Genomic DNA, 25549 nt, shown 5'->3' with positions numbered 1-25549 from the left:
ATTTGAAAACAAATAAAATCTTTGAAAGAATTTCAAAAAATGCATTTATAAAGCAAAGTTTAAGCACTTTGATGTTGCGAATATTTGGAGTTCTTTTATTGTTTGGCTTTACTGTTTTTTTAACCAAGAATTATACTCCAAAATTAGTTGGTCAGTACGACTTTATACGCTCATTTTTATTAGCTGCAGGTTGTATTTGTATGCTTGGTTTTGATCAGTCCATTTTATATTTCAAAGGTTTTTTGGTAAGTAAAAATGAAGTTGGACAGCTTAAAAAAGTATATTTTAAAATGATCATCATGATTTTGACCGCGTCGATCCTGGCTTTAGTCATCATTTTATGTATCGATGAAAAAAGAATAAATAACTATTTTTTAGATGATGAGGTTTATACCATACTTTTAAAAGGTGCTGCAGTTTTATTTTTCTACGGAATATCACTTTTTAATACAGAGGTTTTTAGAGCTTTAGATAAATTATATATTGCAGAATTATTTAGAAATATCTTAAAATATATTCCGCTTATTGTTGGTTGTGTAGTCTTATTTTATTGGCATAAGGAAGCGTATTTAGTAGATGTTTTTTTATTAGGATTTGTTGTTTTAGCGATTTTAAGTTCAATTTTTGTTTTCATTTATTTTAATAAAACTGTAGAAAAAAGTACACCAGAAATTTTCTCTAAAAAAGAGATTTTCACAAAATCATATCCCATTGCAATAAGCGGGATGGCTATGTTTTTATTAATGTGTTTTGATATTATGTTTTTAAAAAAATATCGAAACGACGAAGCGGTCGCATTTTATTCTGTTGGAGTAAAAATTATGACCATTGTATCCGTTATTGTTTTGACTGTAAATATTACTGTTTCGGCAAAAATTGCAGAATTGTTTTCAAGTCAAAATATGACTGAACTTAAGAAAGTTATGAAAAATAGTGCTCGTTTAATTTTCTGCATTACTTTTCCCGTAATTTTCTTAATCAGTGTTTTTTCTGAAGATGTTTTGTCTTTTTTCGGACATCAATATATCGCTGCACAGCAGGCTTTTTTAATTTTAATTATTGGACAGGGAATTTGCTCCCTATTTGGTTCGGCTCCAGTTTACTTAAATATGACTGGAAGGCAGCATATTTTTCAAATAATATTGATTGTAGCCGTTGTAATAAACTTTCTTTTAAATCGGTTTTTGATTCCTATTTACGGAATGACTGGTGGAGCAATTGCATATGTTTTGAGTACTTTTTTCTGGAATTGTATAGCAGCTGTAATCATCTTTAAGAAAGATAAAATATTGATTTTTCTGCATTAGAAAACGAGTTTAAATATGAAAACCAAAATACTAAAAAGTAAAGCAGCATTTTTGCTGATTGTGGCGGCAAATTTGATTGTTGCGTCGCTGGCTTTTTTTGTTTTGCCTCCTAAGTTTTTTTATGATGCTGCTATTATAGCCTACGACAGGGGAAATGAAATAGGTTATTTTGGAAGTTATCCTCTTTCAATTTTGCTTTACAAAATTTCAGGCCTTCGTTATTTACCATTTCCGGTTATTGCTTTGATTCAGTTTCCTGTTTTAATGTATATTTTATATAAAATCGGTATTCCAGAGCATTTTGAAAGACTAAACGTTAAGAATTTATTAGTCTATATGGGAATCTTAATGATTGCCGTTTTTGTATCCATGCCCTCAAAGGAGTTTATTACTTTTTTATATCTCTGTCCCATTGTTTTTATGTGTAGAAATCAAGAGATTTCTTTAAAAAAAACGATTTTATATTCCATCCTTTTATTGTTAATTTTCGGAGCGCTTTTTAGACCTTATTATCTCTTAATTCCCGTTATTGGTGGCGGAATGTATTTAATAAGTTTAGTAAGCTTTAAAAATAAAACCGTAACCACTATATTTTATGGTTTATTGATTGCTGTCTTTTTATCCTTTAGTCATGGAATTTTAAAGGGAAAATATCTTTCCGAAATTAGTCGCGAAGTGGTAAACAACGATCGGGTTGGTTCTGCAGATGCCAATTCTATAATAATTTCACCTGTAGAAGCTGATACTTGGTATGGGGAAACAATTGGTATTTTTTATGGTTTTTTTACTGTCAATATTCCTTTAAATGGCTTAAAACACATATTTTCTCCTCAAATTATTATATTTATAATCTGGCAGCTGCTGTTATTTTATATTTTATTAGTTCGTTTTGCTAAATGCCTAGTAGATAGAAAAGTATACGCTAAAGAGCTTTTGGTTCTGCTCATTATTTTTGCTTTTTTTATTGTACAAGGTGTTTTTGAGCCAGATTTGGGTACAGCTGTACGCCATAAAATGGGTATTTTTCCGTTAATCTATTTTGCATTATACTATGAATCTTTCAGAAAAAAACTTCAATAAGTTATTCCATGTTTTTTTGTGTCTGATTGCTATTGCAATGATTTTCAGAAAACCATGTTCATTATTGATTATTTTGTTTGGTGTTTTTAATTTGATTTTTATTCGAAAATTAAAATTTACCAGAACGTCATGGATTTTAATACTGGTTATTGCTTCACCAGTTTTGCTAGAATTATTAATGTTTTGGAACAATGATTCTTTTTCTAAAGGACTAAAAGCAATTGAAAAAAGTACTTCATTAGTATTGTTTCCCATTTTTATTATTGGAAATTATCGAAGAGTAAAATTTTTTAAATTGGTTGAAATTTACAGTATCTCAACAACCATTTTAATGCTGCTGTTTGCTATAAGGTTTTATATCATTTACCCTGATTTATTAAGCAAATATTTAAACAGAATTGACCTTTTTGAAATGGGTTATAAATTTGCAGACAGCATTGGTATTCATGCGCCAGCGCTAAATATGCACTTAGCTTTTGTTTCTGTTTGTGCATTTTATTTTGTGTTTGACAGTTTTCAGAAAAATGAGAAAATAAGACTAAAAGTTCTTCGTTTTATAATGTTCTTGTTATCTTTTTTATTTGTGCTTTTGGTCAATACAAGAATGGCATTAGTAAATGTTCTGATTGGTTTTGCAGTTGTTTTTATTATCCAAATAAAATCAAAAATCAGCTTCGGTAAAATTGCATTAATGTTAATTGGACTTCTATTTGTGTTAGGCAGTATTTTATTCTTTTTTGTACAGAAGAATCCTTATATGAAACAAAAATACTCTACCGTTACTTTTGCATATATGGATAAAGTAGGGAAGCTAGACGAAATTGATCATCCAGAAATTTATGCTTTTAATACTCTGGCAACCAGACTTTCGATCTGGAAATCAGCATGGGAATTATCTATTAAAAATCTTCCTTTTGGCGTTGGTGCCTCAGACGGAAAACCAGAATTAAATAAATATTACAAAGAAACAAATCAGCATTTTTTGGCTAAATATGAATTCCCGACACACAATCAGTTTTTAGATTTTCTACTCAAGTTTGGAATTCTGGGTCCGATAGTAGTAATACTATATATTTTTACTATTGGATATTTAGGAATTAATTTAAAAAACGCTATTATCATTTCGTTTTTTATCATTTTTTTCACTTCAAACATAACAGATGATTTCCTGCTACGATTTGACGGTATTGCCTTTAGCGGATTTTGGTTTTCTATTTTTTCAAGTTATTGGCTTCTGCAAAGATGTACCGTTGATAAAGTTCTAGAAGCTGCTTAAAATTTTTGTTTTTATCAAAATATTGATAACATCTTTTTAATCCATTTTTGCCTAATTCTGCTCTTGTTTTATTGTCTTTCAGAATCTCAAAATAGTTTTCTAATTCATCAATTGTATTAAAAAGAAATCCTGTTTTGTTTGGAACAACGATATCTTTATTTCCAATAATGTTAGTTGCAATTACAGGTTTTTCCAAAACCATGGCTTCTAAAATAGCGATAGGCAGACCTTCCCATAAAGAAGTTTGAAGATAAATGTCTATAGCATTCATTTGTTCAAAAACCATTTTTTTGTCTAGAATCCAGCCCGTAATTGTGATATTTTGTGCTGTAATTAAATGATTTAATTCTCCGTCACCAATCCAGATAAAATTAAACTGAGGAAAACTCAGAGCGATATCATTGAACATTTTGGGATTTCTTGCAGCAGTTATTCTTCCTAAAATTCCGATTGTTAGTTTTGTATTTTCTTGAGGCAAATAATGCTGACGAATATCATCAATATCAACTCCATTTCGAATTAGTTCTGCAGGGCCAATTTTTTTTGCAATTTCAAATTCTGTATCTCCGCAGGCAATTATAGTTCCACCAAAAAGGCGTTGAAAACTTTTTTCAATACCAGAATAGAATTTTTTTGTATTTTTTGATATATCGGTTCTTAGAAAAGCATAGCCATGTGGGGTATAAAACAACTTGACTTTTTTGAATAAGAAAAATGCAGCGATTCGTCCTAAAACTCCAGCTTTTGAAGAATGAAGATGAATAATATCTGGTTTTAATTTTTTAAGTTCTCTATGAAGTTTGATAATAGCTCTATAATCCTGAAAGAATGAAATCTCTCGGACCATATCGAGATTGATTAAGGTAACATTATTGGAAAACTCAGTATTAACTTTTTGTAAACTTACACCATTTCTGTTACTGCTGTAAATGATAGCAGTTTCTATGGCTTCGCTTTTTTTTTCATCACCAAAGAAAGCCGACAAATCCTTAAAATAAGTATAAACACCACCTTCTAGTGCTTCCACAATATGTACAACTTTCAAAGCATTCAAAAATTTAGTTTCGTAAAAATAGAATAAAGCGATTTAATAATGAATAAAAAATGCAAATTCTCTTATTCATTAAGTTTTTAGTCAATTTGAAAGGTAAGATATTTTATTACATTTGTGCAAGTTTACATAGATTACCAAAAACAAAAAGGTTCAACAAAATCATTATGAAAAGAATACTTATTACCGGAGCAGCGGGTTTTTTAGGATCACATTTGTGCGACAGATTTATCAAGGAAGGTTATTTTGTTATCGGAATGGATAATTTGATTACAGGAGATCTTAAAAATATTGAGCATTTATTCAAGTTAGAGCATTTTGAATTTTACCATCACGACATTACAAAATTTGTTCATATACCAGGCGAATTAGATTACATTTTGCATTTTGCTTCTCCAGCAAGTCCTATAGATTATTTGAAAATTCCAATCCAGACTTTAAAAGTAGGATCGTTAGGAACTCACAATTTACTAGGTTTGGCACGAGTTAAAAAAGCAAGGATTCTTATTGCATCTACTTCAGAAGTATATGGAGATCCTTTAGTGCATCCGCAAACTGAAGAATACTATGGAAACGTAAATACAATTGGGCCAAGAGGCGTTTACGACGAAGCGAAACGTTTTCAGGAATCCATTACAATGGCATATCATACCTTTCACGGAGTAGAAACTCGAATCGTACGTATTTTTAATACTTACGGTCCAAGAATGCGATTAAATGACGGACGAGTAATTCCTGCATTTATCGGTCAAGCACTTCGCGGAGAAGATTTAACTATTTTTGGAGACGGTATGCAAACTCGTTCATTTTGTTATGTTGATGATCAGGTTGAAGGTATTTTTAGATTACTGCATTCTGATTATGTATATCCAGTAAATATTGGAAATCCAGACGAGATTACCATAAAAGATTTTGCTGAAGAAATCATAAAACTTACAGGAACAAATCAAAAAGTGATATACCATCCATTACCTGTAAATGATCCATTGCAGCGTCAGCCGGATACTACAAAAGCTAAAGAATTACTTGGCTGGGAAGCAAAAGTTAGTCGAGCCGAAGGAATGAGAATAACATATGATTATTTCAGATCACTTTCTAAAGAAGAACTTTCTAAGGAAGAGCACAAGGACTTTTCAAGCTATATTAAATAACAGTAATCAGTAATCAGTTTTTGAAGTATATATTTATATAGAATAAAAATTGTACAGGAGTTATATGAGCAAATTTCACACAGGAAGGTATTCAAAATATATTCGGCCAATAAGTATTTTAATCGACCTTTTTGTGATTTCGATAGTCAGTTTTTTTGCTTTTAAAAATCTGGTTTCAAATGTTTGGATACTCATTTTATATCAAAATGTAGCATGGGCAATTGTTGCATTTTCAATTAAATTTTACAGCATATATCGTTTTACGGTACCAATCGTTATTGTATCAAAAATCATAAAACAAGCAATTTTGTTTCTTTTAACCATTATTGCTTTTTTTCCGTTTTCAAGACAAGCAATTTTTGACGAATCAAAGATTTTACTGTTTATATCGCTCGTTTTAGTGTTGGTTACCGTTTTTAAATTTGCTTTGTTTTTTTATCTAAAAGAATATAGAATTATAACAGGCAGTAACTATAGAAGTGCGGTTATTATTGGGCTTAGTCCTGAAGCCATTCGATTAAAAGATCTATTTGAAACAAGAAAAGACTACGGATACAGATTTTTGGGATATTTCTCAGATAAAAAAGTTAATTCAAATATTACTGGTAAATTAGTTGATTTAAAGCCATTTGTGATAGAAAATGAAATTGACGAAATTTATTGTTCTTTGAGTGAAGTTTCAAATAAAAGCTTAAAAGACCTGATTGATTTTGCAGATGAAAATAATAAAACCCTAAAATTTATTCCAGATACAAAGGAGATTTTTTCTAAAAATTTAAAAATAGATTATTATGATTTTTTTCCGGTGCTTTCGTTAAAACAAACCATGCTTAACGAACCGGCGATTAAATTTATAAAACGTTTTTTTGATATTATATTTTCTATACTTGTAATTGTATTTTTGTTGTCATGGTTAATTCCTCTATTGGCAATTTTAATAAAATTAGAGTCAAAAGGGCCAGTATTTTTTAGGCAAGGAAGACCTGGGATGGAAGAAAATGAATTTGTATGTTATAAATTTCGTTCCATGTACATTAACAAAACAACAGAAAAAGAAGCGTCAAAAAATGATCCGCGTGTTACAAAAATAGGTCGATTTATGCGAAAAACCAGTATAGATGAACTGCCTCAATTTATCAATGTTTTGTTAGGAGATATGTCGGTTGTAGGGCCAAGACCGCATTTATGGTCTCAAAATAAGGAATATGGTAATAGAGTAAAAAAATACATGATCAGACATTGTGTGAAGCCTGGTATTACCGGATTAGCACAAGTAAGTGGTTTTAGAGGAGAAATAACTGTAGAAAGAGATATGATAAACAGAATAAAATTTGATGTTTTTTATATCGAAAACTGGTCTTTAATCTTGGATCTAAAAATAATTTCGCAAACGATAATTAACATTTTCAAAGGCGATAAAAAAGCATATTAATGAACGATTTAGTATCTATTTTAATACCAACTTATAATACTGAAAAGTTCATTAGATCTACAATTGAGTCGGTTCAAAATCAAACGTATACCAATTGGGAAATGATTTTGGTCGATGACGCTTCAACAGATAAAACGGTTGCTATAATTGAAGAATTTGCTCAAAAAGACAGTCGAATAAAACTCTTTAAACTACCAGAAAATCGCGGAAATGGTTTTGCCAGAAACGCCGCTTTAGAAAAAGCCACAGGAAAATATATTGCCTATTTAGACGCCGATGATTTATGGTTTCGGGAGAAATTAGAAAAGCAGATTCAGTTTTTAAAAGCTAATAATTTACATTTTACTTTTAGTTTTTACGATTCTATTGACGAAGAAGGAAATGATTTAAATCGAAGGGTCGAATCGCCAAATCCACTGACTTATAAGCAATTATTTTTTTGTAATTACGTAGGCAATTTGACAGCGATTTACGATGCAGATTATTTTGGAAAAATTATTCTGGAAACTACGCAAAAACGCCAAGATTGGAGAATTTGGCTTACGATTCTAAAACAAATTAAAACAGCGAAACCAGTTCCGGAACCTTTGGCTTTTTATAGAATTAGAAAAGATTCTGTATCTTCTTCAAAATTCAAATTAATTAAACACAATTTTGGAGTTTATAGACAATTTCACGGGTATAATTTTGTGTTTGCTGTTTTGTTGATGATTCGGTTTTTATACACGCAGTTGATTGTAAAACAAAAATACATTAAGAAAATTTGAATTCATCTTGATGTCACAAATTGTGACTTCAAGTTTCAAGGTCACAATTTGCGACCTTAAAAGAATTACTTTTTATATCCAATTTTTACTCTTTCTTCTTGATTTTCTTTTTTCTCAGTTAATTCATCCAAATAAGAAAAAACCAATTCTATGTTTTTATCATGATTCTCCAACTTCTTCTGAATCTGAAGAATATCAACTTTTATTTCAGTTGTATCCAAAAGCATTTGTCTCACTTTCGTGAAAATTCTCATAATTTGAATATTGGTTTGAATGGCTTTGTCGCTTTTTAATACGCTTGAAAGCATCAAAACGCCGTGTTCGGTGAAAGCCATCGGAGCATGACGCAAACCCATCTTGTCAGAATTGGAGGTCACAATTTGTGACCTCCAATTTTCAAATTCTGATTTATTAAGTTCAAACATAAAATCTTAAGGAAATCTGGAAATATTTCTTTTAATAGATTGTTTTAAAACTTTAGTTTCAATTCCATATAGTAAAGCTAGATCACGATCCAGCATCACTTTTTGTCCGCGAATAAAATATATTTTATTAGAAATTGTTTCTTCAGAAAGTAGAGAATGATCGTCCATAAGTTTTTAATTAAAAAAAACAAATGTAAGATTTTATTTATATTATAAATAAGATTTGAATTGTTTTAGCTTGCCGCTTTTACCGCGTTCCAAACTGTCTTTTCGCATAAACACGTATTTTAAACCAGGTTCTAAATAGTTAGAAAATTCTCTTTCAATATTTCTTATTTCAGAATTAGTTAATTCATGTTCGCTGGTGTATTCTATTTCAAAAACATCTAATTTGGTTTGAATGATTTTAAATTCTTTGACATTTCCTTCGTCACCAAATAGTTTTTTGGTAATAGAATAAAAAGTCATTCCTGGAGATTTTTTACCACTTGGTAAAATGGCAACATCATTGGTTCTGCCAATTAATTTTTTTAAGATCGGTTTTTTTGAGGTACTTTTTTCGTCTAAAATTCCATAATCACCAACTTCGTATCTAATAAAAGGATGCGCTTTATTATCTAAACTTGTAATAACAATTCGACCTTCTGTTCCGTATGGAACAGCCTGATTATTTTCGTCTAAGATTTCTACAAAAAGAGTTTCAGAATTGACAAGCCATTCTCCTTCAGGATTTTCAAAAGCAATAATACCAATTTCAGACGATCCATATTCGTTGACAACAGGAACGCCAAGTTGTTTTTCTAATAAAATTCGATCTTCTTCAAAAAGCATTTCTGAAGTTACAACACAAACTTTTAATGAAGGACAGATTTCAGCCAGTACTTTATTGTTTTTCTGTAAATACTTTGCCAATAAAACAATATTACTAGTATAACCATTTATATAGTCAAACTTCTTTTTTTGAAATTGTGCTGTAATTTTTTCTAATCCTTTGTCTGATAAATCGAAGATATTAAATCGGTATCTACGACTTAAAAAATCTTTGAAACGTAGTTTTTTGTTTGCTAGAAACGTCAACGGCATTCCATAAAAACGAGCCTGCAAAGAGGAATTAAAATCTATTTTGTACCACGAAAAACGACGTATATAATCTGCCCAAGTTATGGCGTGCGAAAACTTGTCTTTTGCAAAAATCATAGGATCTCCGCTGGAACCCGAAGTTTTGTTTGTGTAAACATTTTTAGCAGTAAACCCTTTTGATAATCGCTTGTCTAAAGGTATTTGAAGATTTTTTTTAGTTAAAACAGGCAAATCGGACCAGTTTTCATAAAAATCGATTTTGGCTAATTTTTTGTAAAAAGTATTGTTTTTTAGATGAAAATCAACGATTTCTCTTTTTCTCTGCTCGACAAAATCACTATAATTATCTTCTGAAACAGTAATTATTTTATCCAATTCGGCTTTGGCTTTCTTAATCGGAAAACCATTTAAGAATAATGTTATGTCGAAAATTTTAAACATCAGAAGGAATAAATTTCTTCAAAAATAAGGTTTAGGAATGACTAACCTTAAAGAACCAACAACTTTTTAAAGATTTAATTATTTTTTACGTGCAAAAGCAAGTATTTTTGCACCACAACTAAATACAACAACACCATGACAATTTTATTATTGGGATCAGGCGGAAGAGAACATGCATTTGCATGGAAAATGACACAGAGTCCGCTTTGCGAAAAACTTTTTGTAGTACCTGGAAATGCAGGAACTGCTGCAATTGCTGAAAACGTTGCTATTTCTGCAACAGATTTTGAAGCAGTAAAAGCTTTAGTACTTAAAGAAAATATAAGTTTAGTAGTTGTAGGACCTGAAGATCCGTTGGTAAAAGGTATTTACGATTATTTTAAAAACGACGAAAGTTTAAAAAATATTCCAGTTATTGGACCATCTCAATTGGGTGCACAATTAGAAGGAAGTAAAGAATTTGCAAAAGAATTCTTGATGAAACACAACATTCCAACAGCAGCTTATGACAGTTTTACTGCTGAAACGGTTGAAAAAGGATGTGAGTTTCTAGAAACATTGCAACCGCCATATGTTTTAAAAGCAGACGGATTAGCGGCAGGAAAAGGTGTTTTGATTATTCAAGATCTTGAAGAAGCAAAAACGGAATTAAGAAACATGTTGGTTCATGCAAAATTCGGAACAGCAAGTTCAAAAGTGGTTATTGAAGAATTCTTGGACGGAATCGAATTAAGCTGTTTCGTTTTAACTGACGGGAAAAGCTATAAAATTCTTCCGACAGCAAAAGATTACAAAAGAATCGGTGAAGGAGATACAGGTTTAAACACAGGCGGAATGGGAGCAGTTTCTCCAGTTCCTTATGTAGATGCAGTTTTAATGGAAAAAATTGAAACTCGCATTGTAAAACCAACTATCGAAGGTTTTCAAAAAGACGGAATCGAATATAAAGGATTCGTGTTTATTGGTTTAATCAATGTAAAAGGTGAACCAATTGTTATTGAGTACAACGTAAGAATGGGTGATCCTGAAACTGAAGTTGTGGTTCCGAGATTGAAATCAGATTTAGTTGAATTGTTCTTGTCTGTTGCAGACCAGAAATTAGGAGACTTTAATTTAGAAGTTGATCCAAGAAGCGCAACAACTGTAATGGTAGTTTCTGGCGGATATCCAGAAGATTTCGAAAAAGGAAAAGTAATTTCTGGTTTAGAAAATATTACAGATTCTATAGTTTTTCACGCGGGAACAAAATTAGATGGCGAAAATGTCGTTACTAATGGAGGACGTGTAATTGCTGTGACATCATACGGAGATAATTTCCAAGAGGCCATAAAAAAATCTTACCAAAACATAGATAAACTAAGCTTTGATAAGATGTATTTTAGAAAAGATATCGGTTTCGATTTAATCTAAAAAATAAATTCACCAGCCCTTTTTAATTAAAGGGTTTGGTTTTTTATTTTAAAAATGAATGAGCCGTTGTATCTTGGTTTTCTGTTCCAGCGTCATCAAAAATGCGTAATTGTTTAATCCAGTAAACGATTGCACATGCACAGATGATCATGAAAATCCAGTTAATAGTGTTTGCACCAAACCATGTCTTTAATTCCAAATGACGTAAAAAGTCAAGAGGAGCAAACAAAATGTTAACGAATAAGTATTGAATTCCTTCGAAAAAAGCTTTCATAAATTTTAAAATTATATGTTATTTATGTTGTGTAATACCTTGAAGATAAAATTCGGTTAGACAAATCTTTTTTCAACTTGTTAGGTTTTTCCTTTTAAACAAATATTATCTTTACAACCACAAAAGTATAAAATATCCTTATGATAACAAGTGTTTTTAAAAAATCTACGCCATTAAATTATTCATTGGTTGTAATTTTAATACTGGTTTTCTTTTTTACGTTCCAAATTAAAGATCCATCTTGGGTCACTTCTTATTTTTTGGCTTTCCAAAAAGTAAGTTTGCTGCTTTTTATTTTGGCTTCATTTTTCATGATAAATTTTGTCGTAAAAAAGAACGGACTCAGTAAAGACAACGGTTATGCGATACTTTTCTATTTGTTGTTTCTTTTATTTTTCCCTACAATATTTAATAATGCAAATGTTGTTTATGCTAACTTTTTTGTTTTATTGGCGCTTCGAAGATTAATTTCACTACAATCTCTTAAAGCTTCTAAAGAAAAAATATTTGATGCCGCATTTTGGATTTTTGTAGCTTCTTTATTTCAATTTTGGAGTATTTTGTTTTTGATATTGGTTTATATATCAATAGTTTTTCACGTTTCACGCGATTATAGAAACTGGGTTTTGCCATTTATTGCACTTTTAGCGGTGGCAATTTTATTCTATATGACTTCTTTAATTTTCAATATTGATGTGGTTGCTTTTTTTCAGGAAAGAGCTCAACTCGATTTTAGTATTGATTATTTTAAGAATAATTACGAAAATGCTGCACTTTCAATTTATACTGCAGTGACCTTATTTTTCGTTACTTCAATGTTAATGACATTGTCAAACAGACCACAAATTGTACATTCTTCATACAAAAAAATTGTAGCATACTTTTTTATAGCAGCTTTGGTTTATATTATTTCACCAGATAAAAGCAATGATTTACTATTGTTTAGTATAGCACCTCTAGCAATTATGGCAACGAGTCATGTTGAATATATGCAACAGAAATTAAACAACGAAATTGTTTATTATGTGTTGATTGTTTGTAGTTTATTTACTTTTTTCTCTCAATTATAATTTACTTCCGTAAGCAAGATCGCCAGCGTCTCCAAGTCCTGGAATAATGTAGTTTTTCTCGTTTAGTTTTTCATCTAAAGAAGCAACCCATAAATGACAATTTTCAGGAAGATTTTTTTCTAAATGAGCAATTCCTTCTGGCGCCGCAATAACAACTACAATATGAAATTCTGTTGGAGCAGCATTTTCAATCAGTTTTTGGTGAACAGCCACAATTGATTGGCCAGTAGCCAGCATCGGATCAAGAAGCAAAACAGTTTTATCGTTTAAGTTTGAAATTGCCTGATATTCAACCAAAATTTCAAATTCATCATCATTGTTTGGATGATGTCTGCAAGCAGAAACAAAGCTGTTTTCTGCATGATCAAAGTAATTCAAGAACCCGTTGTGAAGAGGTAATCCGGCTCTTAAAATTGGGCATAAAACTAGATCTGTATTTATTTCGGTTGTTTTTTTTATGCCAAGTGGAGTTTGAATTTCAACATTTTTATAAGGTAAAATTTTACTTAATTCATACGCCATAATTTCTCCAATGCGTTCAATATTTCTTCTAAAACGCATGCTGTCGTTCTGTACATTTACATTTCTAATTTGTCCTAGAAAATGATTTAGAACGCTATTGTTTTCAGATATATAATGAATTTTCATGATGAAATATTAATTTATTAACGAATAAAGATATAAAAACGAAAAATAATTCCTTTTTTTCGTAGCATAAAAGTATAAAAAGTATCTTTGTAACTCTAAAAAAATAAATACATGTTTTCAAAATTAGCATATTCTGTTTTCGAGCAAAGTATCAAAGATTATCACCAGTTTGATAATGTTGACCAGCCGATCAATAATCCTTATCCAAAAGATAAGTTTGAGCATTTGTTATATCTTAAAAATTGGATTGATACCGTTCAATGGCATTTTGAAGATATTATCCGTGATCCACAGATTGATCCTGTTGCAGCATTAACTCTAAAAAGAAGAATTGATGCATCGAATCAAGAGCGTACTGATATGGTAGAATATATTGACAGTTACTTTTTGCAAAAATATAGTGATATCAAAGTAAAAGACGGAGCAAAAATCAATTCTGAAAGTCCGGCTTGGGCATTTGACAGATTGTCTATTTTGGCTTTAAAAATTTATCATATGCATGAAGAAGCTACACGCGCTGAAGCTTCACAAGAGCACAGAGATAAATGTCAAGAAAAATTAAATGTACTTTTAGAACAAAGAACAGATTTATCTACAGCAATTGAAGAATTATTGACAGATATTGAAAATGGAGATAAATTCATGAAAGTGTACAAACAAATGAAAATGTACAACGACGACGAATTGAACCCTGTTTTATATCAAAATAAAAAATAATTTGGCAGAGTTGTCCAACAACAAAATCAAACATATAGCCGTCATGAGACTATCCGCAATGGGAGATGTCGCCATGACGGTTCCTGTTTTACGAGCTTTTGTAAAACAATATCCAACGGTAAAACTAACCGTTATTTCCCGTCCATTTTTCAAACCTTTTTTTGATGGAATTCCGAATTTAGAGTTTTTTGCTTTTGATGAAAAAGAAAGACACAAAGGATTTCCGGGGCTTTTTCGATTATTTAAAGATGTGCAACAACTGAAGATTGATGCTTTTGCAGATCTTCATAATGTCTTACGTTCTAAAGTTGTGAGTTTGCTTTTCGCTTTAAGCGGAAAAAAAAGAGCAACTGTTGATAAAGGTCGCGAAGGAAAAAAAGAACTAACTCGCACAGAAAATAAGATTTTCAAACAACTGCCAACCATGTTCGAAAGACATGCAAAAGTGTTTGAACAATTGGGTTTTCCTATAAATTTATCGAATCCAAATTTTCCTGAAAAAGCAGTTTTAAGTGCTGATATTTTGGAAATTATCGGAAACCAAAATTCAAAACTAATCGGAATTGCGCCTTTTGCACAGTATGATTCTAAAGTTTATCCTTTAGATTTGATGAAAGAAGTAATTGAGAAATTAGCAGAAAATCCAGCGAATAAAATTTTACTTTTTGGAGGCGGAAAAAAAGAAATCGAAATTTTAGATTCTCTTGTGCAACCTTTTGAAAATGTAATTAATATGGCTGGAAAAATTAAATTTCAGCAGGAATTACAATTAATCAGTAATCTTGATGTCATGCTTTCTATGGATTCTGGAAATGCTCACATTGCAGCAATGTTGGGAGTAAAAGTAGTTACGCTTTGGGGTGCAACGCATCCATACGCGGGATTTTTGCCTTTCAATCAAAGTTTAGAAAACGCACTGACTTCAGACCGAAATCAATATCCAAAACTACCAACTTCTGTTTACGGAAATAAAATAGTTGAAGGTTATGAGGATGCTATGAGGACCATTTTACCACAACACGTTTTTGACAAAGTTGTAGAACAACTTTCATAAAATATCAAAAAAAACTTCTCTTTATAGAGAAGTTTTTTTTAATCGTTAAGCAATATTTTTGCTTAAATCATATTTTTCATTAGAATCGAGGAAGGAATATCCTATTGTTTTTTTTCTTTTTTTGTTTACTATAATGCTGACAAAGTTATTTTTGTCTTCAGTTGACAACAAAATATGTTCAAATTTTTCTGATGAATCTCTGTAAATTTTATAAATTAGGTCGTGATCTTTAATTTTTTTAGATAAAACTTTGGCAGATTTTAGTTTACTTACATAAGGCCAAATATTAAAGATATTAGAATCAGTTTTTTTTACTTCTACCATTTTTTCAGTCATAGTTGAATTGTATTTTTCTCTTTCGAGCAACTTAGGACCTTTTTTGTTTTTCATTTTTATAATAACCGCCAAAACACATAGAGAAGCAGTTACAATCAACATAACAAGTAAAGAGAGATGAAAGTGATGTACGTGAGCTGTCATGATATTTAATGTTTTAAATGTTTGACAAATTTGATTTAGCCTACAATACTACATAAAACCACGAGATTGAGATTGCCATAATCATAGCCCTAATTTAATAAAAATTCAGCAATATTTTAGTAAAATTTTGCTTTTATTTCAATCACAGCCAAATTTTTTCATCACGACAACGACTATAAATATAGCTTTTTAGATTTGCTATTGTTTCTTGATAATTGGGAGCATCATAACCATAACGTTCATGTTCCATCTGCTCTCTTTCAACGGCATTGCATCCTTTTATCACTTCCTTGATCATATCGAGCATCGCAAGTTCTTTGTTATCTGTTTTCTGAAATTTGAGTTCCACAATTTCATCTTGCAATTCCGAACAATAATCGACAAGCTGAATAACTTCAGGTTCTTCAAGAAGCGATTGATTGCTTCTAAATATTTCTCTAATTGATTTCATAATAGATTAAATTCCAATATTAAAAACTTCAAGTTCCAAACTCCAAACTTTGACAAATATGCAAATAAAAAAAATCCAAATTCCAATAATAAGTTTGGAATTTGGATTTTATATTTTTTTGAATTTAAAGACTATACGTCGTCGTAATCAACATAAATAGTTTCTGATGTTGGATGCGCCTGACAAGTTAAAATTAAACCTTCGGCAATTTCACTATCTGTTAAAATAGAGTTTTTTGTCATTTCTGCGCTTCCTTTTGTAACACGTCCCAAACAACTGCTGCAGATTCCACCCTGACAAGAATAAGGAGCATCAACACCTTGTTTTAGAGCAGCATCAAGAATGGTTTGTTTTTTAGACATTTCAAATGTCGTTTCTTCATCGTCTACTAAAACTGTAATTTTTGTATGTCCTTCTTGAGAACCCTGAATTTCATGTTCTTCAGAAGAAGACGTAAAAAGTTCAAATTTAATAGCTGATTCTTTTACATTTTTCTCTTTCAACACATTAGAAACAGTATTGATCATTTCTTCTGGACCACATAAGTAGAATTTATCAAACTGTAATTCTTTATGCTTGTTGTTTAAAACAAAATTTACAGCCGATTTTTCAATTCTTCCAAACAAAGCGTTTTCAGCTTTTGCTTGACTAAATACATAATGCACAAAAAATCTTCCTACATATTGTAATTGTAAATCATGCAATTCCTGATGAAAAATAGTTTGTTCAGGAGTTCTGTTTCCGTAAACCAATACAAATGAACTCTTTGGCTCATTTTTCAAAACCGATTTTATGATAGAAAGAACTGGCGTTATACCACTTCCCGCTACAAAAGCTGCATAGTTTTTTTGTCTTTCGGCATCTGGCTCAAAAGTAAATTTACCTTCTGGCTGACCTACTTCAAGAACATCTCCTGCTTTTAGTTTGGTGTTAGCAAACTGAGAAAAAAGACCATTTTTTACCGCTTTAACTGCAATTCTTAATTCACCGCTATCTGGTGCAGAACAAATAGAATAAGCACGTCTAATTTCTTGATTGTCAAGTGTTAGTTTTAAATTTATATATTGACCTGCTATAAATTTATAGTCAGATTTTAGTTCTTCGGGAACATTAAAAAGTATCGAAACCGCATCTGCAGTTTCGCGTTTAACCTCTTTTATTATTAGTTTTAAGAATGAAGGCATGATAGAATTTTTCTGCAAAAGTAGCAAACCACTGTTAAATGATTGGCACGAAATTATTTTTTTTAACTTTTTTTGTAACGTTTTCCTACATTTGATCTCTTACTAAACAAATACTAAAACCATAAACCATGATTAAGAAGTTTATTTACCTTGAATGGAAAGCGTTTATAAGATCTGCATCTTTTGGTAAAAACCTGGCAATGAAAATTATAATAGGTTTTCTAATGATCTATTTTTCATTAATTTTTATCGGAATGGGAGTAGGAGCATTTTATGTGCTTAAAAAAATGAATTTAGAGCCGTTGCAAACAATCAACCGATTTTTAATTTATTATTTTCTGTTTGATTTGGCGATACGTTTGTTATTACAGGCAATTCCAGTTTTAAATATTAAACCTTTATTGATACTGCCGTTTCAGAAAAATACTATCGTTCATTTTTCTTTGGGAAAAACGGTTTTATCTTTTTTCAATTGGGTACACGCCTTGTTTTTTATTCCATTTTCGGTTGTATTAATTTTGAACGGATATGATGTTGTTGAGATAATTTTTTGGCATTTAGCCATGATGGCTTTTATTTACATCAATAATTTTTTGAATATTATTTTAAGCAATATTGATAAGTTATTCGTTGTTTTTGTAGCTGTAATTATTGCTCTTGGCGGAGCACAATATTACAAACTGTTTGATGTAACAGTTTTTACAAGTCCGTTCTTTCAAAGTCTTTACGATATAGATGGATTATTTTTAATTCCGATTTTAGTCCTAATTGGGTTATATCTTTTCACATTTAAATATTTCAAAAACAATTTATATCTGGATGCTGGTCTTTCACAAAAAGAAGATATTGCCTCTACAGAAAACCTTTCATGGTTGAATCAGTTTGGAAATGTTGGAACGTTTCTTAAAAATGACATTCGATTAATTAAAAGAAACAAAAGATCAAAAACGACTCTTTTTATGAGTTTTATCTTTTTGTTTTACGGTTTACTATTTTTTTCGGGAGGTATTGAAGCTTATGATAAGCCAGTAATGCACATTTTTGCGGGAATTTTTGTATCGGGTGGTTTTTTATTTGTTTTCGGACAATTTGTACCAAGCTGGGATAGTTCGTATTATCAGCTCATGATGACTCAGAATATTCCGTATCGTGGTTACATCACATCAAAATGGTGGCTGATTGTAATTGCAACTTTTGTATCGACAATTCTGGCTTCATTTTATCTTTTTTTCGGATGGGAAGTTTATCTGACTATAGTGGTTGGCGCAATTTATAATATTGGAGTTAATTCGCATTTAGTTCTTTTAGGCGGCGCATTTACCAAAACACCAATAGATTTAAGTAATGCCGGTGGAGCATTTGGAGATAAAAAAGCTTTTAACGTAAATGCGATGCTTCTTTCATTACCTAAGATAGTTTTACCTCTTTTACTGTATTGGCTTGGACTTCATTTTGGAAGTAAACCAATCGCACTGGCTTTGGTTGCTGGAGCCGGAGTTCTCGGATTTGTATTTAAAGAAAAAGTGTTTTCATTAATTGAAAAAAGATACAAAATAGAAAAGTACAGTACTATAAGCGCTTATAAACAAAAGAATTAATTTGATAGTCAGAGAATGTGACAGTTCGAGAATGAATCAAAAATCAAAAAACTTAAAATTGAAATGACCATGATACAAGTAAATCAACTTCAAAAAAAATATAACGATACAACAGTTTTAAATATAGAAAATCTTGAAATTCCAAAAGGGCAAAGTTTCGGATTGGTAGGAAATAACGGAGCAGGAAAAACTACTTTTTTCAGTTTGCTTTTAGATTTAATTCAGCCTTCAAAAGGAAATATTTTAAACCATAATATTCAGGTTAATACAAGTGAAAACTGGAAATCTTTTACAGGTTCATTTTTAGATGAGAGTTTCCTGATTGGTTACTTAACTCCCGAAGAATATTTTTATTTTATTGGAGAACTTCGAAATCAGAACAAAGCAGATGTGGATGCTTTATTAGCACAAAATGAAGAGTTTTTTAACGGAGAAATTTTAAAAAATAAAAAATACTTAAGAGATTTATCTAAAGGAAATCAGAAAAAAGTTGGAATTATTGCCACACTTATAGGAAATCCTGAAGTCATAATTTTAGACGAGCCATTTGCCAATCTGGATCCGACAACAGTAAGTAGACTCAAAAAAATCATTAAAGATTTGGCCGACAATCCAAATGTAACAGTTTTGGTATCAAGCCATGATTTACAGCACACGGTCGAAGTTTGTGATAGAATTGTTGCGCTTAATAAAGGGGAAATTGTAAAGGATATCCAAACCTCAAAAGAGACCTTGCAGGAACTGGAATTGTTTTTTGCAGTTTAAATTTCTATATTACAAAAAGAAGCGTATTTTTACAAGTCAATATACTAAAATTGATTTTTAGTAGTTATCGTTTTAAACTCTTTTCTATTGAAAAAGAATACTCTTAAATATAGTTTTACTTTCGTTTTCATATTCTTTTTGATAGCTTGTTCTACCAAAAAAAATACTCTTTTGTCTAGAACTTCACACTCAGTAGGTACAAAGTATAATATTTTGTACAACGGAGGAATTGGCTTAGAAAAAGGTCTACAATCTATTCAAGGCAATAATGAGGACAATTTTTGGAAATTACTGCCTATTGAAAAAATGCAGTTTGATGAAAATTTTTCTGAAGGAGAAAAAGCTAAAAATCCTGATTTTGAACGTGCGGAAACAAAAGCAACAAAAGCGATTCAGAAACACTCCATGAATATTGGGGGAAGAGAAAGAAACTGGCAGATTGATGAAGCTTATCTTATGTTAGGAAAAGCAAGATATTATGATCAGCGCTTTATTCCTGCAATTGAAGCATTCAATTATATCTTGTACAAATATCCCGAAAGTAACAATATTTACACGGCTAAAATCTGGCGTGAAAAAACCAATATGCGATTGGGCAACGATGCGATTGCTCTTAAAAACATTAAACTTTTACTTAAAAAAACAGATTTAGATAAACAGACTTTTGCAGATGCAAATGCTCTTTTAGCAGAAGCTTTTTTAAACCTAGAACAAAAAGACAGTGCCGTTGCTAAACTAAGAATCGCAGAACAATTCACCAGAAAAAATGAAGAACGTGCGAGATATCGTTTTATTCTGGGGCAAATGTATCAGGAAGAAGAAAAACGTGACAGTGCCATTTACTTTTATGATCAAGTAATTGATTTAAATCGAAAAGCAGATCGTAAATACATGATGCACGCTTACGCGAAAAAAGCACAGTTGTTTGATTACGGAAGGGATAATGATACCATCTTTTTAAAAACATTTAATAGACTAGTGACCGATCGTGAAAATCGTCCTTATTATGATTTCCTTTTTTATGAAATGGGAGTCTATTATGATAAAAAGAAAGATCAGGATAATGCTTTAAAATTTTACAATAAATCTTTAGGTAGAAAATCTAAAGACCCTTATTTAATGGCTTCAGCATATAGAAACATTGGTAATATGTATTTTAAAAATACAAATTATACAATGGCTGCAAAATATTATGACAGTACTCTAGTAAAATTGGATCCTAAAACAAGGGAATATGCTTTCATAGAAAAAAACAGAAAAAATCTTGATAACGTTATTAAATACGAAGCAGTTGCAAAACGAAATGATAGTATTATTAAGGTATACAATCTTCCAGCTACTGAAAAGAAGATTTATTTCGAAAATTATATTGCAGAGCTAAAAAAGAAAGACGAAGCAAAACGCATTTTAGAAGAAAAAGAGAAAGAACGATTAGCTAATATCGATTTAAATTCTCGAGCAGATAATTCTGGAAACGGAGCTGTAAACCCAAATTCTTTAGGTAAACCTGCAGAACTGGATGGAGGAGGATTAGGAATGCCTCCTGGAGGGAATGATGCAACGAGTACATTTTACTTTTATAATCCAACGACAGTTGCTTATGGAAAAGTGCAGTTTAGAAAAATGTGGGGAAATAGGACATTGGGAGGAAACTGGAGATTGGCAGGAGTAAAATCGGCTAGTGATATTGCAATTAATGATAGTATTGCGAATCAAGATGTTGCAATTGCTTTAAAAGATACCGTTGTTGTAGAAAAATATACTGTAGCATTTTATACCAAACAACTTCCAACATCTGAGAAAGCAATGGACAGTATTGGTAAAGAACGCAATTTTGCCTATTACCAATTAGGACTTATATATAAGGAGAAGTTTAAAGAATATAATCTGGCCAGCGATAAACTGGAACAATTGCTACGTAACAATCCTGAAGAAAAACTGGTATTGCCTTCGATGTATAATTTGTATAAGATTTATCAAATTACAAATCCACAAAAAGCAGAGGCTATAAAAGCGGAGATTTCATCTAAATATCCAGATTCAAGATATGCTCAGATTTTAAACAATAAATCGGAAGATCCAAATTCAAGTCCGGACAAAGAATATCAAAAATGGTACAAACTTTTTGAGGAAGAAAAATTTAATGAAGTCTTAGATAATATTGATAATCTCATCAATCAATATTCTGGAGATGATATTGTTTCAAAGTATGAGTTGTTAAAAGCCAATACTTTAGGAAAAGTAAATGGTTTAGAAGCTTATAAAAAAGGTCTGGAAAATGTAGCAGACAATTATCCGAATAGTGAGGAAGGGAAAAATGCAAGAGAACTTCTGGAGAAACAAGTTCCGGTTTTAGAAAAATTGAATTTTACAACGACAGACAACAAGAGCTGGAAAATTTTATATGCAGTTTCTAATACAGATACCAAAACGCTCAAACAAATTGAAGAAGCGATCAGAGTATTTTTGTTAGTTGAAAATTTTGAACGCTTGACGACATCTTTTGATAAATACAATAAAACGGAAAGTTTTGTAATTATTCATGGTTTAAAATCTGAGGCTTATGCCCAGGATGTTGCCGGAGTTTTGAGAGATGATAAAAAGTATAAAATTGCTCATCCTGCAGTTGTTATATCCACCGATAATTATAAAGTGGTTCAAATTAAAAAGAACCTGGACGCCTACATGACCCCAAAAACCCCATAATAATGTTTGAAAAAGTAAAAAAAACCGGAACAGAACAATTTGGAAAAACGAACCGAATCGTAGAAGGAACATCAATAGTTGGAGACATAGTCTCTAAAGCTGATTTTAGATTAGATGGAGAATTGATTGGAAATTTTACTTCGCAAGGAAAAATTGTAATAGGAGCCAAAGGATCGGTCAAAGGAGAAATTATCTGTAACAATGCTGATATAGAAGGAGTATTTCATGGAAAAATAAAAGTTCTGGAAATCCTCAATATAAAATCGACTGCACAAATTCAGGGAGAAGTAGCAGTTGGAAAACTTTCAATAGAACCAGGAGCAGATTTTACAGCAACTTGTACAATGCTAGCACATTCTAATCCGGTTATAATGCTAGAAGATGGAAAAGGAGCCGAATAATAATAGAAGAAATAAATGGTTAGCCTTTATTAATATTCCTTTTCAAATGGGAGTAATTATTTTTCTATTTTCTTATTTCGGAACCTGGCTAGACGAAAATCATCCAAGTCCCAAAGTATATTACAACACCATCTTTGTATTAGTTGGTGTTGGAATTGCATTGTATAATGTAATTCGACAAGTAAATGACATTAATAAAACAAAGTAGTTTACAAATAAAAATCGCTTGAGATAAATATTGCATCTTTGCACAAAATTTATTTCAAATGCTTTCAAAGAATTACAAACCAGTTTTATATTTATTTTGTCTTGCTTTAGTAACATATGTTCTTCATAAAGCAATTTTCTTTTTTTTCGAAATCGATGATCAAAACTTCCACTACAGTTTAGAAATACTGTATTTATTTTTCTTCGGAATTTCTGCTTTCTTATACCTTATATTATTAATAGTAAAAAAGAAGAATTTTGAAATCGTCGGAATGGCATTTTTATTTGGAACTTTTACGCAAATGTTAATGGCTTATTTTGTTCTTCAACCAATTCTAAAAAACAAAACAGGAGAAACTGATGTTGAAAAAATTAGTTTTTTTATAACATTTGTGCTGTTTTTGTTATTTCAGACGCTTTTAACTATCCGATTATTAAATGAAAAGCGTTAAAATAACAATTCTTTAAAACAAGGTTTAAAAATAATTTTTCATATCCTTTTGAATATTAATAAAAAATGTACCTTTGCACCAAATTTTAGAAACGTAAAAAAATAAGATTTTCCACGATATGGTGATTTCAAACAAACCACTCAGCTTTATTCTTGCAGCTTTTGTAGCTTCTCTGCCTATTATGGGCTTTGCAAATCCAGAGAATGATTCGACTCATGTTCAAACTGAAACTATTCACGAAGAGAAAGTAGTTTCACATAATGCTCACGAAGAAGCAGAGCATGTTGCTCTTGATCCGAAAGCAAAAGTGGACGCTTTTATTGATCACCACTTACAGGATTCTCATGACTTTGTTTTCTTTCAAGATGAGAAAGAACATAAAAGCTATGGTTTTTCATTACCAGTTATCTTAATTGATGGTGGTTTAAAAATTTTCTCTTCTTCAAAATTACACCACGGAGAAGAAGTTGCAGAATTTGACGGTAACTATTACAAATTAGTTCACGGTAAAATTTACAAAACAGATGCAGCCGGAACAATCAATCACGATGAGCACGGTCATCCAACAAATGAAAAACCATTAGATTTTTCAATTACTAAAAATGTTGTTTCAATGCTTTTCGTATCAGTATTATTATTCTTAATGTTTACTGGTTTAGCAAAATCATACAAAAAAGGACCAATCCCAACTGGATTTGGTAGAGTTTTAGAACCACTTATCATTTTCATTAGAGATGAAATTGCTGTTCCTAATATTGGAGAGAAAAAATACCGTAAATATATGGGTTACCTATTAACTGTATTTTTCTTTGTATGGTTGTTAAACTTATTAGGAATGACTCCTCTAGGAATTAATGTTACAGGAAATATTGCTATTACAGTTTGTTTAGCAGCATTTACTTTCTTAATCACACAATTTAGTGCAAACAAAGATTATTGGGGTCACATCTTTTGGATGCCTGGAGTACCAGTTCCAATGAAAATTATTTTAGCTCCAATTGAAATTTTAGGAACACTAACAAAACCATTCGCATTATTAATTCGTTTGTACGCAAACATCACTGCAGGTCACGTAGTAATTATGAGTTTGATCGCTATGATTTTTGTGGGTAAAAATTTAGCAGCAGATTTGCCAATCTCATTAGGATTGACATTATTTATCTCTGTAATTGAAGTTTTAGTTGCATTCTTACAAGCATTTATCTTTACAATGTTATCATCATTGTTTATTGGTATGGCAGTTCAGGATCACCACCATGATGGTCACGGACACGAAGAAGAAAATGCAATCATTTAATTAGAAGTTTAATTTTATATATATAAATACTTATGGGAACAATTCCAACTTTAGTAGGTGCTGGTTTAGTAGTAATCGGTGCAGGTTTAGGTTTAGGTAAAATCGGTGGATCTGCTATGGACGCTATTGCTCGTCAGCCAGAAGCTGCTGGTAAAATCCAAACTGCGATGATTATTATCGCTGCTTTATTAGAAGGTTTAGCATTTGCTGCTTTAATCTTAGGAAAATAATAAAGAAAAAAATAGCAACATCTTTAACGGTTGGTTAAAGGTGTTGTTACTTTAAAAAGAGAAATTAAATATTTAATATAGTTATATAAAATGGATAAGTTAATTAACGATTTTTCATTCGGTTTATTCTTTTGGCAAGCTCTAATCTTGTTAGTATTAATTTTGCTTTTAGTGAAATTTGCTTGGAAACCAATTATGGAGTCTATTACTTCAAGAGAAGAAGGTATTAAAAATGCATTGCTTTCTGCTGAAAATGCAAAAAGAGAAATGGAAAATTTACAAGCTGACAATCAAAGAATTTTGAATGAAGCTCGTGCAGAACGTGACGCGATGTTGAAAGAAGCTCGTGAAATGAAAGAGAAAATGATTGCTGATTCTAAAAACGAAGCGCAAGAAGCTGGTCAAAAAATGATCGAACAAGCTAAAGCTGCTATCGAAAGCGAAAAAAATGCTGCAATGGCTGAAGTAAAAGCTCAGGTTTCTACTTTATCATTAAGTATCGCTGAAAAATTATTGAAAGAAGAATTATCTAACAAAGAATCTCAAACTAAATTAGTTGAGAAAATGTTAGGTGACGTAAAGTTAAACTAAGATT

Annotated in this window: 26 protein-coding genes and 1 pseudogene; 19 read left to right on the top strand and 8 right to left on the bottom strand. The window is 31.0% G+C overall.

Annotated features, from left to right (window positions below; all coding sequences use genetic code 11):
• The first annotated feature begins 2 nt into the window (after nucleotides 1-2).
• From NQQ59_RS17995 to NQQ59_RS17985, 3 genes are read left to right on the top strand one after another with little or no spacing between them, the layout of a single operon-like run.
• Nucleotides 3-1307: an oligosaccharide flippase family protein gene (locus NQQ59_RS17995; protein ID WP_257698408.1), complete on the top strand. Its 1305-nt coding sequence runs from the start codon at nucleotides 3-5 to the stop codon at nucleotides 1305-1307.
• Between the two features lie 15 nt (nucleotides 1308-1322).
• Nucleotides 1323-2387 carry a hypothetical protein gene (locus NQQ59_RS17990; protein ID WP_144216388.1) on the top strand — a complete coding sequence of 355 codons (1065 nt, stop codon included), beginning with the start codon at nucleotides 1323-1325 and terminating at the stop codon, nucleotides 2385-2387.
• Between the two features lie 37 nt (nucleotides 2388-2424).
• Nucleotides 2425-3663 (top strand): O-antigen ligase family protein, encoded by a 1239-nt coding sequence (locus NQQ59_RS17985; RefSeq protein ID WP_257698407.1) that lies wholly within the window; start codon nucleotides 2425-2427, stop codon nucleotides 3661-3663.
• Here NQQ59_RS17985 and NQQ59_RS17980 read toward each other — a convergent pair.
• Nucleotides 3599-4690 carry a glycosyltransferase gene (locus NQQ59_RS17980; RefSeq protein WP_257698406.1) on the bottom strand — a complete coding sequence of 364 codons (1092 nt, stop codon included), beginning with the start codon at nucleotides 4688-4690 and terminating at the stop codon, nucleotides 3599-3601. The two genes, NQQ59_RS17985 and NQQ59_RS17980, sit on opposite strands and share 65 nt — an antisense overlap.
• Before the next feature lie 191 nt (nucleotides 4691-4881).
• Between NQQ59_RS17980 and NQQ59_RS17975 the strand changes: the two genes are divergently transcribed.
• The 3 genes from NQQ59_RS17975 (at nucleotide 4882) to NQQ59_RS17965 (ending at nucleotide 8064) form a co-directional block, all read left to right on the top strand.
• On the top strand, nucleotides 4882-5865 hold the full coding sequence (locus tag NQQ59_RS17975; RefSeq protein ID WP_144216382.1) for a UDP-glucuronic acid decarboxylase family protein: 984 nt from the start codon (nucleotides 4882-4884) through the stop codon (nucleotides 5863-5865).
• Nucleotides 5866-5929: 64 nt separating this feature from the next.
• Nucleotides 5930-7297, top strand: a complete 1368-nt coding sequence (locus NQQ59_RS17970; RefSeq protein WP_144221545.1) for an undecaprenyl-phosphate glucose phosphotransferase — start codon at nucleotides 5930-5932, stop codon at nucleotides 7295-7297.
• Nucleotides 7297-8064 (top strand): glycosyltransferase family 2 protein, encoded by a 768-nt coding sequence (locus tag NQQ59_RS17965; RefSeq protein ID WP_144216378.1) that lies wholly within the window; start codon nucleotides 7297-7299, stop codon nucleotides 8062-8064. Before NQQ59_RS17970 ends, NQQ59_RS17965 begins: the two co-directional genes overlap by 1 nt.
• Before the next feature lie 65 nt (nucleotides 8065-8129).
• Here NQQ59_RS17965 and NQQ59_RS17960 read toward each other — a convergent pair.
• A pseudogene (locus NQQ59_RS17960) lies at nucleotides 8130-8585 on the bottom strand (ORF6N domain-containing protein).
• Between the two features lie 114 nt (nucleotides 8586-8699).
• A complete protein-coding gene (locus NQQ59_RS17955; protein ID WP_144221543.1) occupies nucleotides 8700-10010 on the bottom strand; it encodes a phenylacetate--CoA ligase family protein in 1311 nt (436 codons plus the stop codon).
• Between the two features lie 135 nt (nucleotides 10011-10145).
• Between NQQ59_RS17955 and purD the strand changes: the two genes are divergently transcribed.
• Nucleotides 10146-11420 carry a phosphoribosylamine--glycine ligase gene (gene purD, locus NQQ59_RS17950; protein ID WP_144216376.1) on the top strand — a complete coding sequence of 425 codons (1275 nt, stop codon included), beginning with the start codon at nucleotides 10146-10148 and terminating at the stop codon, nucleotides 11418-11420.
• 43 nt (nucleotides 11421-11463) lie between these two features.
• Here the strand turns inward: purD and NQQ59_RS17945 are convergent, their stop codons facing one another.
• Nucleotides 11464-11694: a DUF6341 family protein gene (locus tag NQQ59_RS17945; RefSeq protein WP_144216374.1), complete on the bottom strand. Its 231-nt coding sequence runs from the start codon at nucleotides 11692-11694 to the stop codon at nucleotides 11464-11466.
• 140 nt (nucleotides 11695-11834) lie between these two features.
• On the opposite strand from NQQ59_RS17945, the gene NQQ59_RS17940 reads away from it, so the two are divergent.
• A complete protein-coding gene (locus tag NQQ59_RS17940) occupies nucleotides 11835-12764 on the top strand; it encodes a DUF6427 family protein (RefSeq protein WP_144216372.1) in 930 nt (309 codons plus the stop codon).
• Here NQQ59_RS17940 and upp read toward each other — a convergent pair.
• A complete protein-coding gene (gene upp, locus NQQ59_RS17935) occupies nucleotides 12759-13412 on the bottom strand; it encodes a uracil phosphoribosyltransferase (RefSeq protein WP_144216370.1) in 654 nt (217 codons plus the stop codon). The two genes, NQQ59_RS17940 and upp, sit on opposite strands and share 6 nt — an antisense overlap.
• A 111-nt stretch (nucleotides 13413-13523) precedes the next feature.
• Between upp and NQQ59_RS17930 the strand changes: the two genes are divergently transcribed.
• Nucleotides 13524-14129 carry a DUF4254 domain-containing protein gene (locus tag NQQ59_RS17930; RefSeq protein ID WP_144216368.1) on the top strand — a complete coding sequence of 202 codons (606 nt, stop codon included), beginning with the start codon at nucleotides 13524-13526 and terminating at the stop codon, nucleotides 14127-14129.
• A 43-nt stretch (nucleotides 14130-14172) separates the two neighbouring features.
• Nucleotides 14173-15183, top strand: a complete 1011-nt coding sequence (locus tag NQQ59_RS17925; RefSeq protein ID WP_144216366.1) for a glycosyltransferase family 9 protein — start codon at nucleotides 14173-14175, stop codon at nucleotides 15181-15183.
• Nucleotides 15184-15228: 45 nt separating this feature from the next.
• On the opposite strand, the gene NQQ59_RS17920 is transcribed toward NQQ59_RS17925, so the two are convergent.
• The 3 genes from NQQ59_RS17920 to NQQ59_RS17910 form a co-directional block, all read right to left on the bottom strand.
• Nucleotides 15229-15573, bottom strand: a complete 345-nt coding sequence (locus NQQ59_RS17920; protein ID WP_257698405.1) for a hypothetical protein — start codon at nucleotides 15571-15573, stop codon at nucleotides 15229-15231.
• Nucleotides 15574-15805: 232 nt separating this feature from the next.
• Entirely contained in the window at nucleotides 15806-16114 is a 309-nt protein-coding gene (locus NQQ59_RS17915) for a hypothetical protein (RefSeq protein ID WP_144216362.1), read from the bottom strand.
• Nucleotides 16115-16245: 131 nt separating this feature from the next.
• Nucleotides 16246-17298: a 2Fe-2S iron-sulfur cluster-binding protein gene (locus NQQ59_RS17910; protein ID WP_144216360.1), complete on the bottom strand. Its 1053-nt coding sequence runs from the start codon at nucleotides 17296-17298 to the stop codon at nucleotides 16246-16248.
• Nucleotides 17299-17426: 128 nt separating this feature from the next.
• On the opposite strand from NQQ59_RS17910, the gene NQQ59_RS17905 reads away from it, so the two are divergent.
• The 9 genes from NQQ59_RS17905 to NQQ59_RS17865 all read left to right on the top strand — a co-directional run bounded on the left by NQQ59_RS17905 (nucleotide 17427) and on the right by NQQ59_RS17865 (nucleotide 25545).
• Nucleotides 17427-18896 carry a DUF5687 family protein gene (locus NQQ59_RS17905; protein WP_144216357.1) on the top strand — a complete coding sequence of 490 codons (1470 nt, stop codon included), beginning with the start codon at nucleotides 17427-17429 and terminating at the stop codon, nucleotides 18894-18896.
• Nucleotides 18897-18965: 69 nt separating this feature from the next.
• Complete coding sequence (locus tag NQQ59_RS17900; protein WP_144216355.1) at nucleotides 18966-19661, top strand: ABC transporter ATP-binding protein; 696 nt, start codon at nucleotides 18966-18968, stop codon at nucleotides 19659-19661.
• 87 nt (nucleotides 19662-19748) lie between these two features.
• Complete coding sequence (gene porW / locus NQQ59_RS17895; RefSeq protein ID WP_144216353.1) at nucleotides 19749-22367, top strand: type IX secretion system periplasmic lipoprotein PorW/SprE; 2619 nt, start codon at nucleotides 19749-19751, stop codon at nucleotides 22365-22367.
• Between the two features lie 2 nt (nucleotides 22368-22369).
• The gene (locus tag NQQ59_RS17890; RefSeq protein WP_144216351.1) at nucleotides 22370-22768 is read left to right on the top strand and encodes a bactofilin family protein; all 399 of its coding nucleotides are present in this window, start codon (nucleotides 22370-22372) and stop codon (nucleotides 22766-22768) included.
• A complete protein-coding gene (locus NQQ59_RS17885; RefSeq protein ID WP_144216349.1) occupies nucleotides 22749-22976 on the top strand; it encodes an AtpZ/AtpI family protein in 228 nt (75 codons plus the stop codon). The genes NQQ59_RS17890 and NQQ59_RS17885 overlap by 20 nt, the downstream gene beginning before the upstream one ends.
• 58 nt (nucleotides 22977-23034) lie before the next feature.
• Nucleotides 23035-23427, top strand: coding sequence for a hypothetical protein (locus NQQ59_RS17880; RefSeq protein ID WP_144216347.1), 393 nt, complete (start codon nucleotides 23035-23037; stop codon nucleotides 23425-23427).
• 118 nt (nucleotides 23428-23545) lie between these two features.
• Complete coding sequence (gene atpB, locus NQQ59_RS17875) at nucleotides 23546-24724, top strand: F0F1 ATP synthase subunit A (RefSeq protein WP_144216345.1); 1179 nt, start codon at nucleotides 23546-23548, stop codon at nucleotides 24722-24724.
• Nucleotides 24725-24756: 32 nt separating this feature from the next.
• On the top strand, nucleotides 24757-24954 hold the full coding sequence (gene atpE, locus NQQ59_RS17870; protein ID WP_008465835.1) for an ATP synthase F0 subunit C: 198 nt from the start codon (nucleotides 24757-24759) through the stop codon (nucleotides 24952-24954).
• Nucleotides 24955-25044: 90 nt separating this feature from the next.
• Nucleotides 25045-25545 carry a F0F1 ATP synthase subunit B gene (locus NQQ59_RS17865; RefSeq protein WP_144216343.1) on the top strand — a complete coding sequence of 167 codons (501 nt, stop codon included), beginning with the start codon at nucleotides 25045-25047 and terminating at the stop codon, nucleotides 25543-25545.
• The last annotated feature ends 4 nt before the right edge of the window (nucleotides 25546-25549 follow it).

The organism is Flavobacterium panacis (genome assembly GCF_024649945.1).
Taxonomy (GTDB): domain Bacteria; phylum Bacteroidota; class Bacteroidia; order Flavobacteriales; family Flavobacteriaceae; genus Flavobacterium; species Flavobacterium panacis.
Note: the sequence above shows the minus strand (reverse complement) of the source record. Positions and strands in the feature narration are given on the sequence as shown.

What these genes read in the sequence shown, in the direction of transcription:
- NQQ59_RS17990 (WP_144216388.1), top strand. Translation starts at nt 1,323, where the DNA reads ATGAAAACCAAAATACTAAAAAGTAAAGCAGCATTTTTGCTGATTGTG.
- NQQ59_RS17985 (WP_257698407.1), top strand. Translation starts at nt 2,425, where the DNA reads ATGATTTTCAGAAAACCATGTTCATTATTGATTATTTTGTTTGGTGTT.
- NQQ59_RS17975 (WP_144216382.1), top strand. Translation starts at nt 4,882, where the DNA reads ATGAAAAGAATACTTATTACCGGAGCAGCGGGTTTTTTAGGATCACAT.
- NQQ59_RS17970 (WP_144221545.1), top strand. Translation starts at nt 5,930, where the DNA reads ATGAGCAAATTTCACACAGGAAGGTATTCAAAATATATTCGGCCAATA.
- NQQ59_RS17965 (WP_144216378.1), top strand. Translation starts at nt 7,297, where the DNA reads ATGAACGATTTAGTATCTATTTTAATACCAACTTATAATACTGAAAAG.
- NQQ59_RS17955 (WP_144221543.1), bottom strand. Translation starts at nt 10,010, where the DNA reads ATGTTTAAAATTTTCGACATAACATTATTCTTAAATGGTTTTCCGATT.
- purD (WP_144216376.1), top strand. Translation starts at nt 10,146, where the DNA reads ATGACAATTTTATTATTGGGATCAGGCGGAAGAGAACATGCATTTGCA.
- NQQ59_RS17945 (WP_144216374.1), bottom strand. Translation starts at nt 11,694, where the DNA reads ATGAAAGCTTTTTTCGAAGGAATTCAATACTTATTCGTTAACATTTTG.
- NQQ59_RS17940 (WP_144216372.1), top strand. Translation starts at nt 11,835, where the DNA reads ATGATAACAAGTGTTTTTAAAAAATCTACGCCATTAAATTATTCATTG.
- upp (WP_144216370.1), bottom strand. Translation starts at nt 13,412, where the DNA reads ATGAAAATTCATTATATATCTGAAAACAATAGCGTTCTAAATCATTTT.
- NQQ59_RS17930 (WP_144216368.1), top strand. Translation starts at nt 13,524, where the DNA reads ATGTTTTCAAAATTAGCATATTCTGTTTTCGAGCAAAGTATCAAAGAT.
- NQQ59_RS17925 (WP_144216366.1), top strand. Translation starts at nt 14,173, where the DNA reads ATGAGACTATCCGCAATGGGAGATGTCGCCATGACGGTTCCTGTTTTA.
- NQQ59_RS17920 (WP_257698405.1), bottom strand. Translation starts at nt 15,573, where the DNA reads ATGAAAAACAAAAAAGGTCCTAAGTTGCTCGAAAGAGAAAAATACAAT.
- NQQ59_RS17915 (WP_144216362.1), bottom strand. Translation starts at nt 16,114, where the DNA reads ATGAAATCAATTAGAGAAATATTTAGAAGCAATCAATCGCTTCTTGAA.
- NQQ59_RS17910 (WP_144216360.1), bottom strand. Translation starts at nt 17,298, where the DNA reads ATGCCTTCATTCTTAAAACTAATAATAAAAGAGGTTAAACGCGAAACT.
- NQQ59_RS17905 (WP_144216357.1), top strand. Translation starts at nt 17,427, where the DNA reads ATGATTAAGAAGTTTATTTACCTTGAATGGAAAGCGTTTATAAGATCT.
- NQQ59_RS17900 (WP_144216355.1), top strand. Translation starts at nt 18,966, where the DNA reads ATGATACAAGTAAATCAACTTCAAAAAAAATATAACGATACAACAGTT.
- NQQ59_RS17890 (WP_144216351.1), top strand. Translation starts at nt 22,370, where the DNA reads ATGTTTGAAAAAGTAAAAAAAACCGGAACAGAACAATTTGGAAAAACG.
- NQQ59_RS17885 (WP_144216349.1), top strand. Translation starts at nt 22,749, where the DNA reads ATGGAAAAGGAGCCGAATAATAATAGAAGAAATAAATGGTTAGCCTTT.
- NQQ59_RS17880 (WP_144216347.1), top strand. Translation starts at nt 23,035, where the DNA reads ATGCTTTCAAAGAATTACAAACCAGTTTTATATTTATTTTGTCTTGCT.
- atpB (WP_144216345.1), top strand. Translation starts at nt 23,546, where the DNA reads ATGGTGATTTCAAACAAACCACTCAGCTTTATTCTTGCAGCTTTTGTA.
- atpE (WP_008465835.1), top strand. Translation starts at nt 24,757, where the DNA reads ATGGGAACAATTCCAACTTTAGTAGGTGCTGGTTTAGTAGTAATCGGT.
- NQQ59_RS17865 (WP_144216343.1), top strand. Translation starts at nt 25,045, where the DNA reads ATGGATAAGTTAATTAACGATTTTTCATTCGGTTTATTCTTTTGGCAA.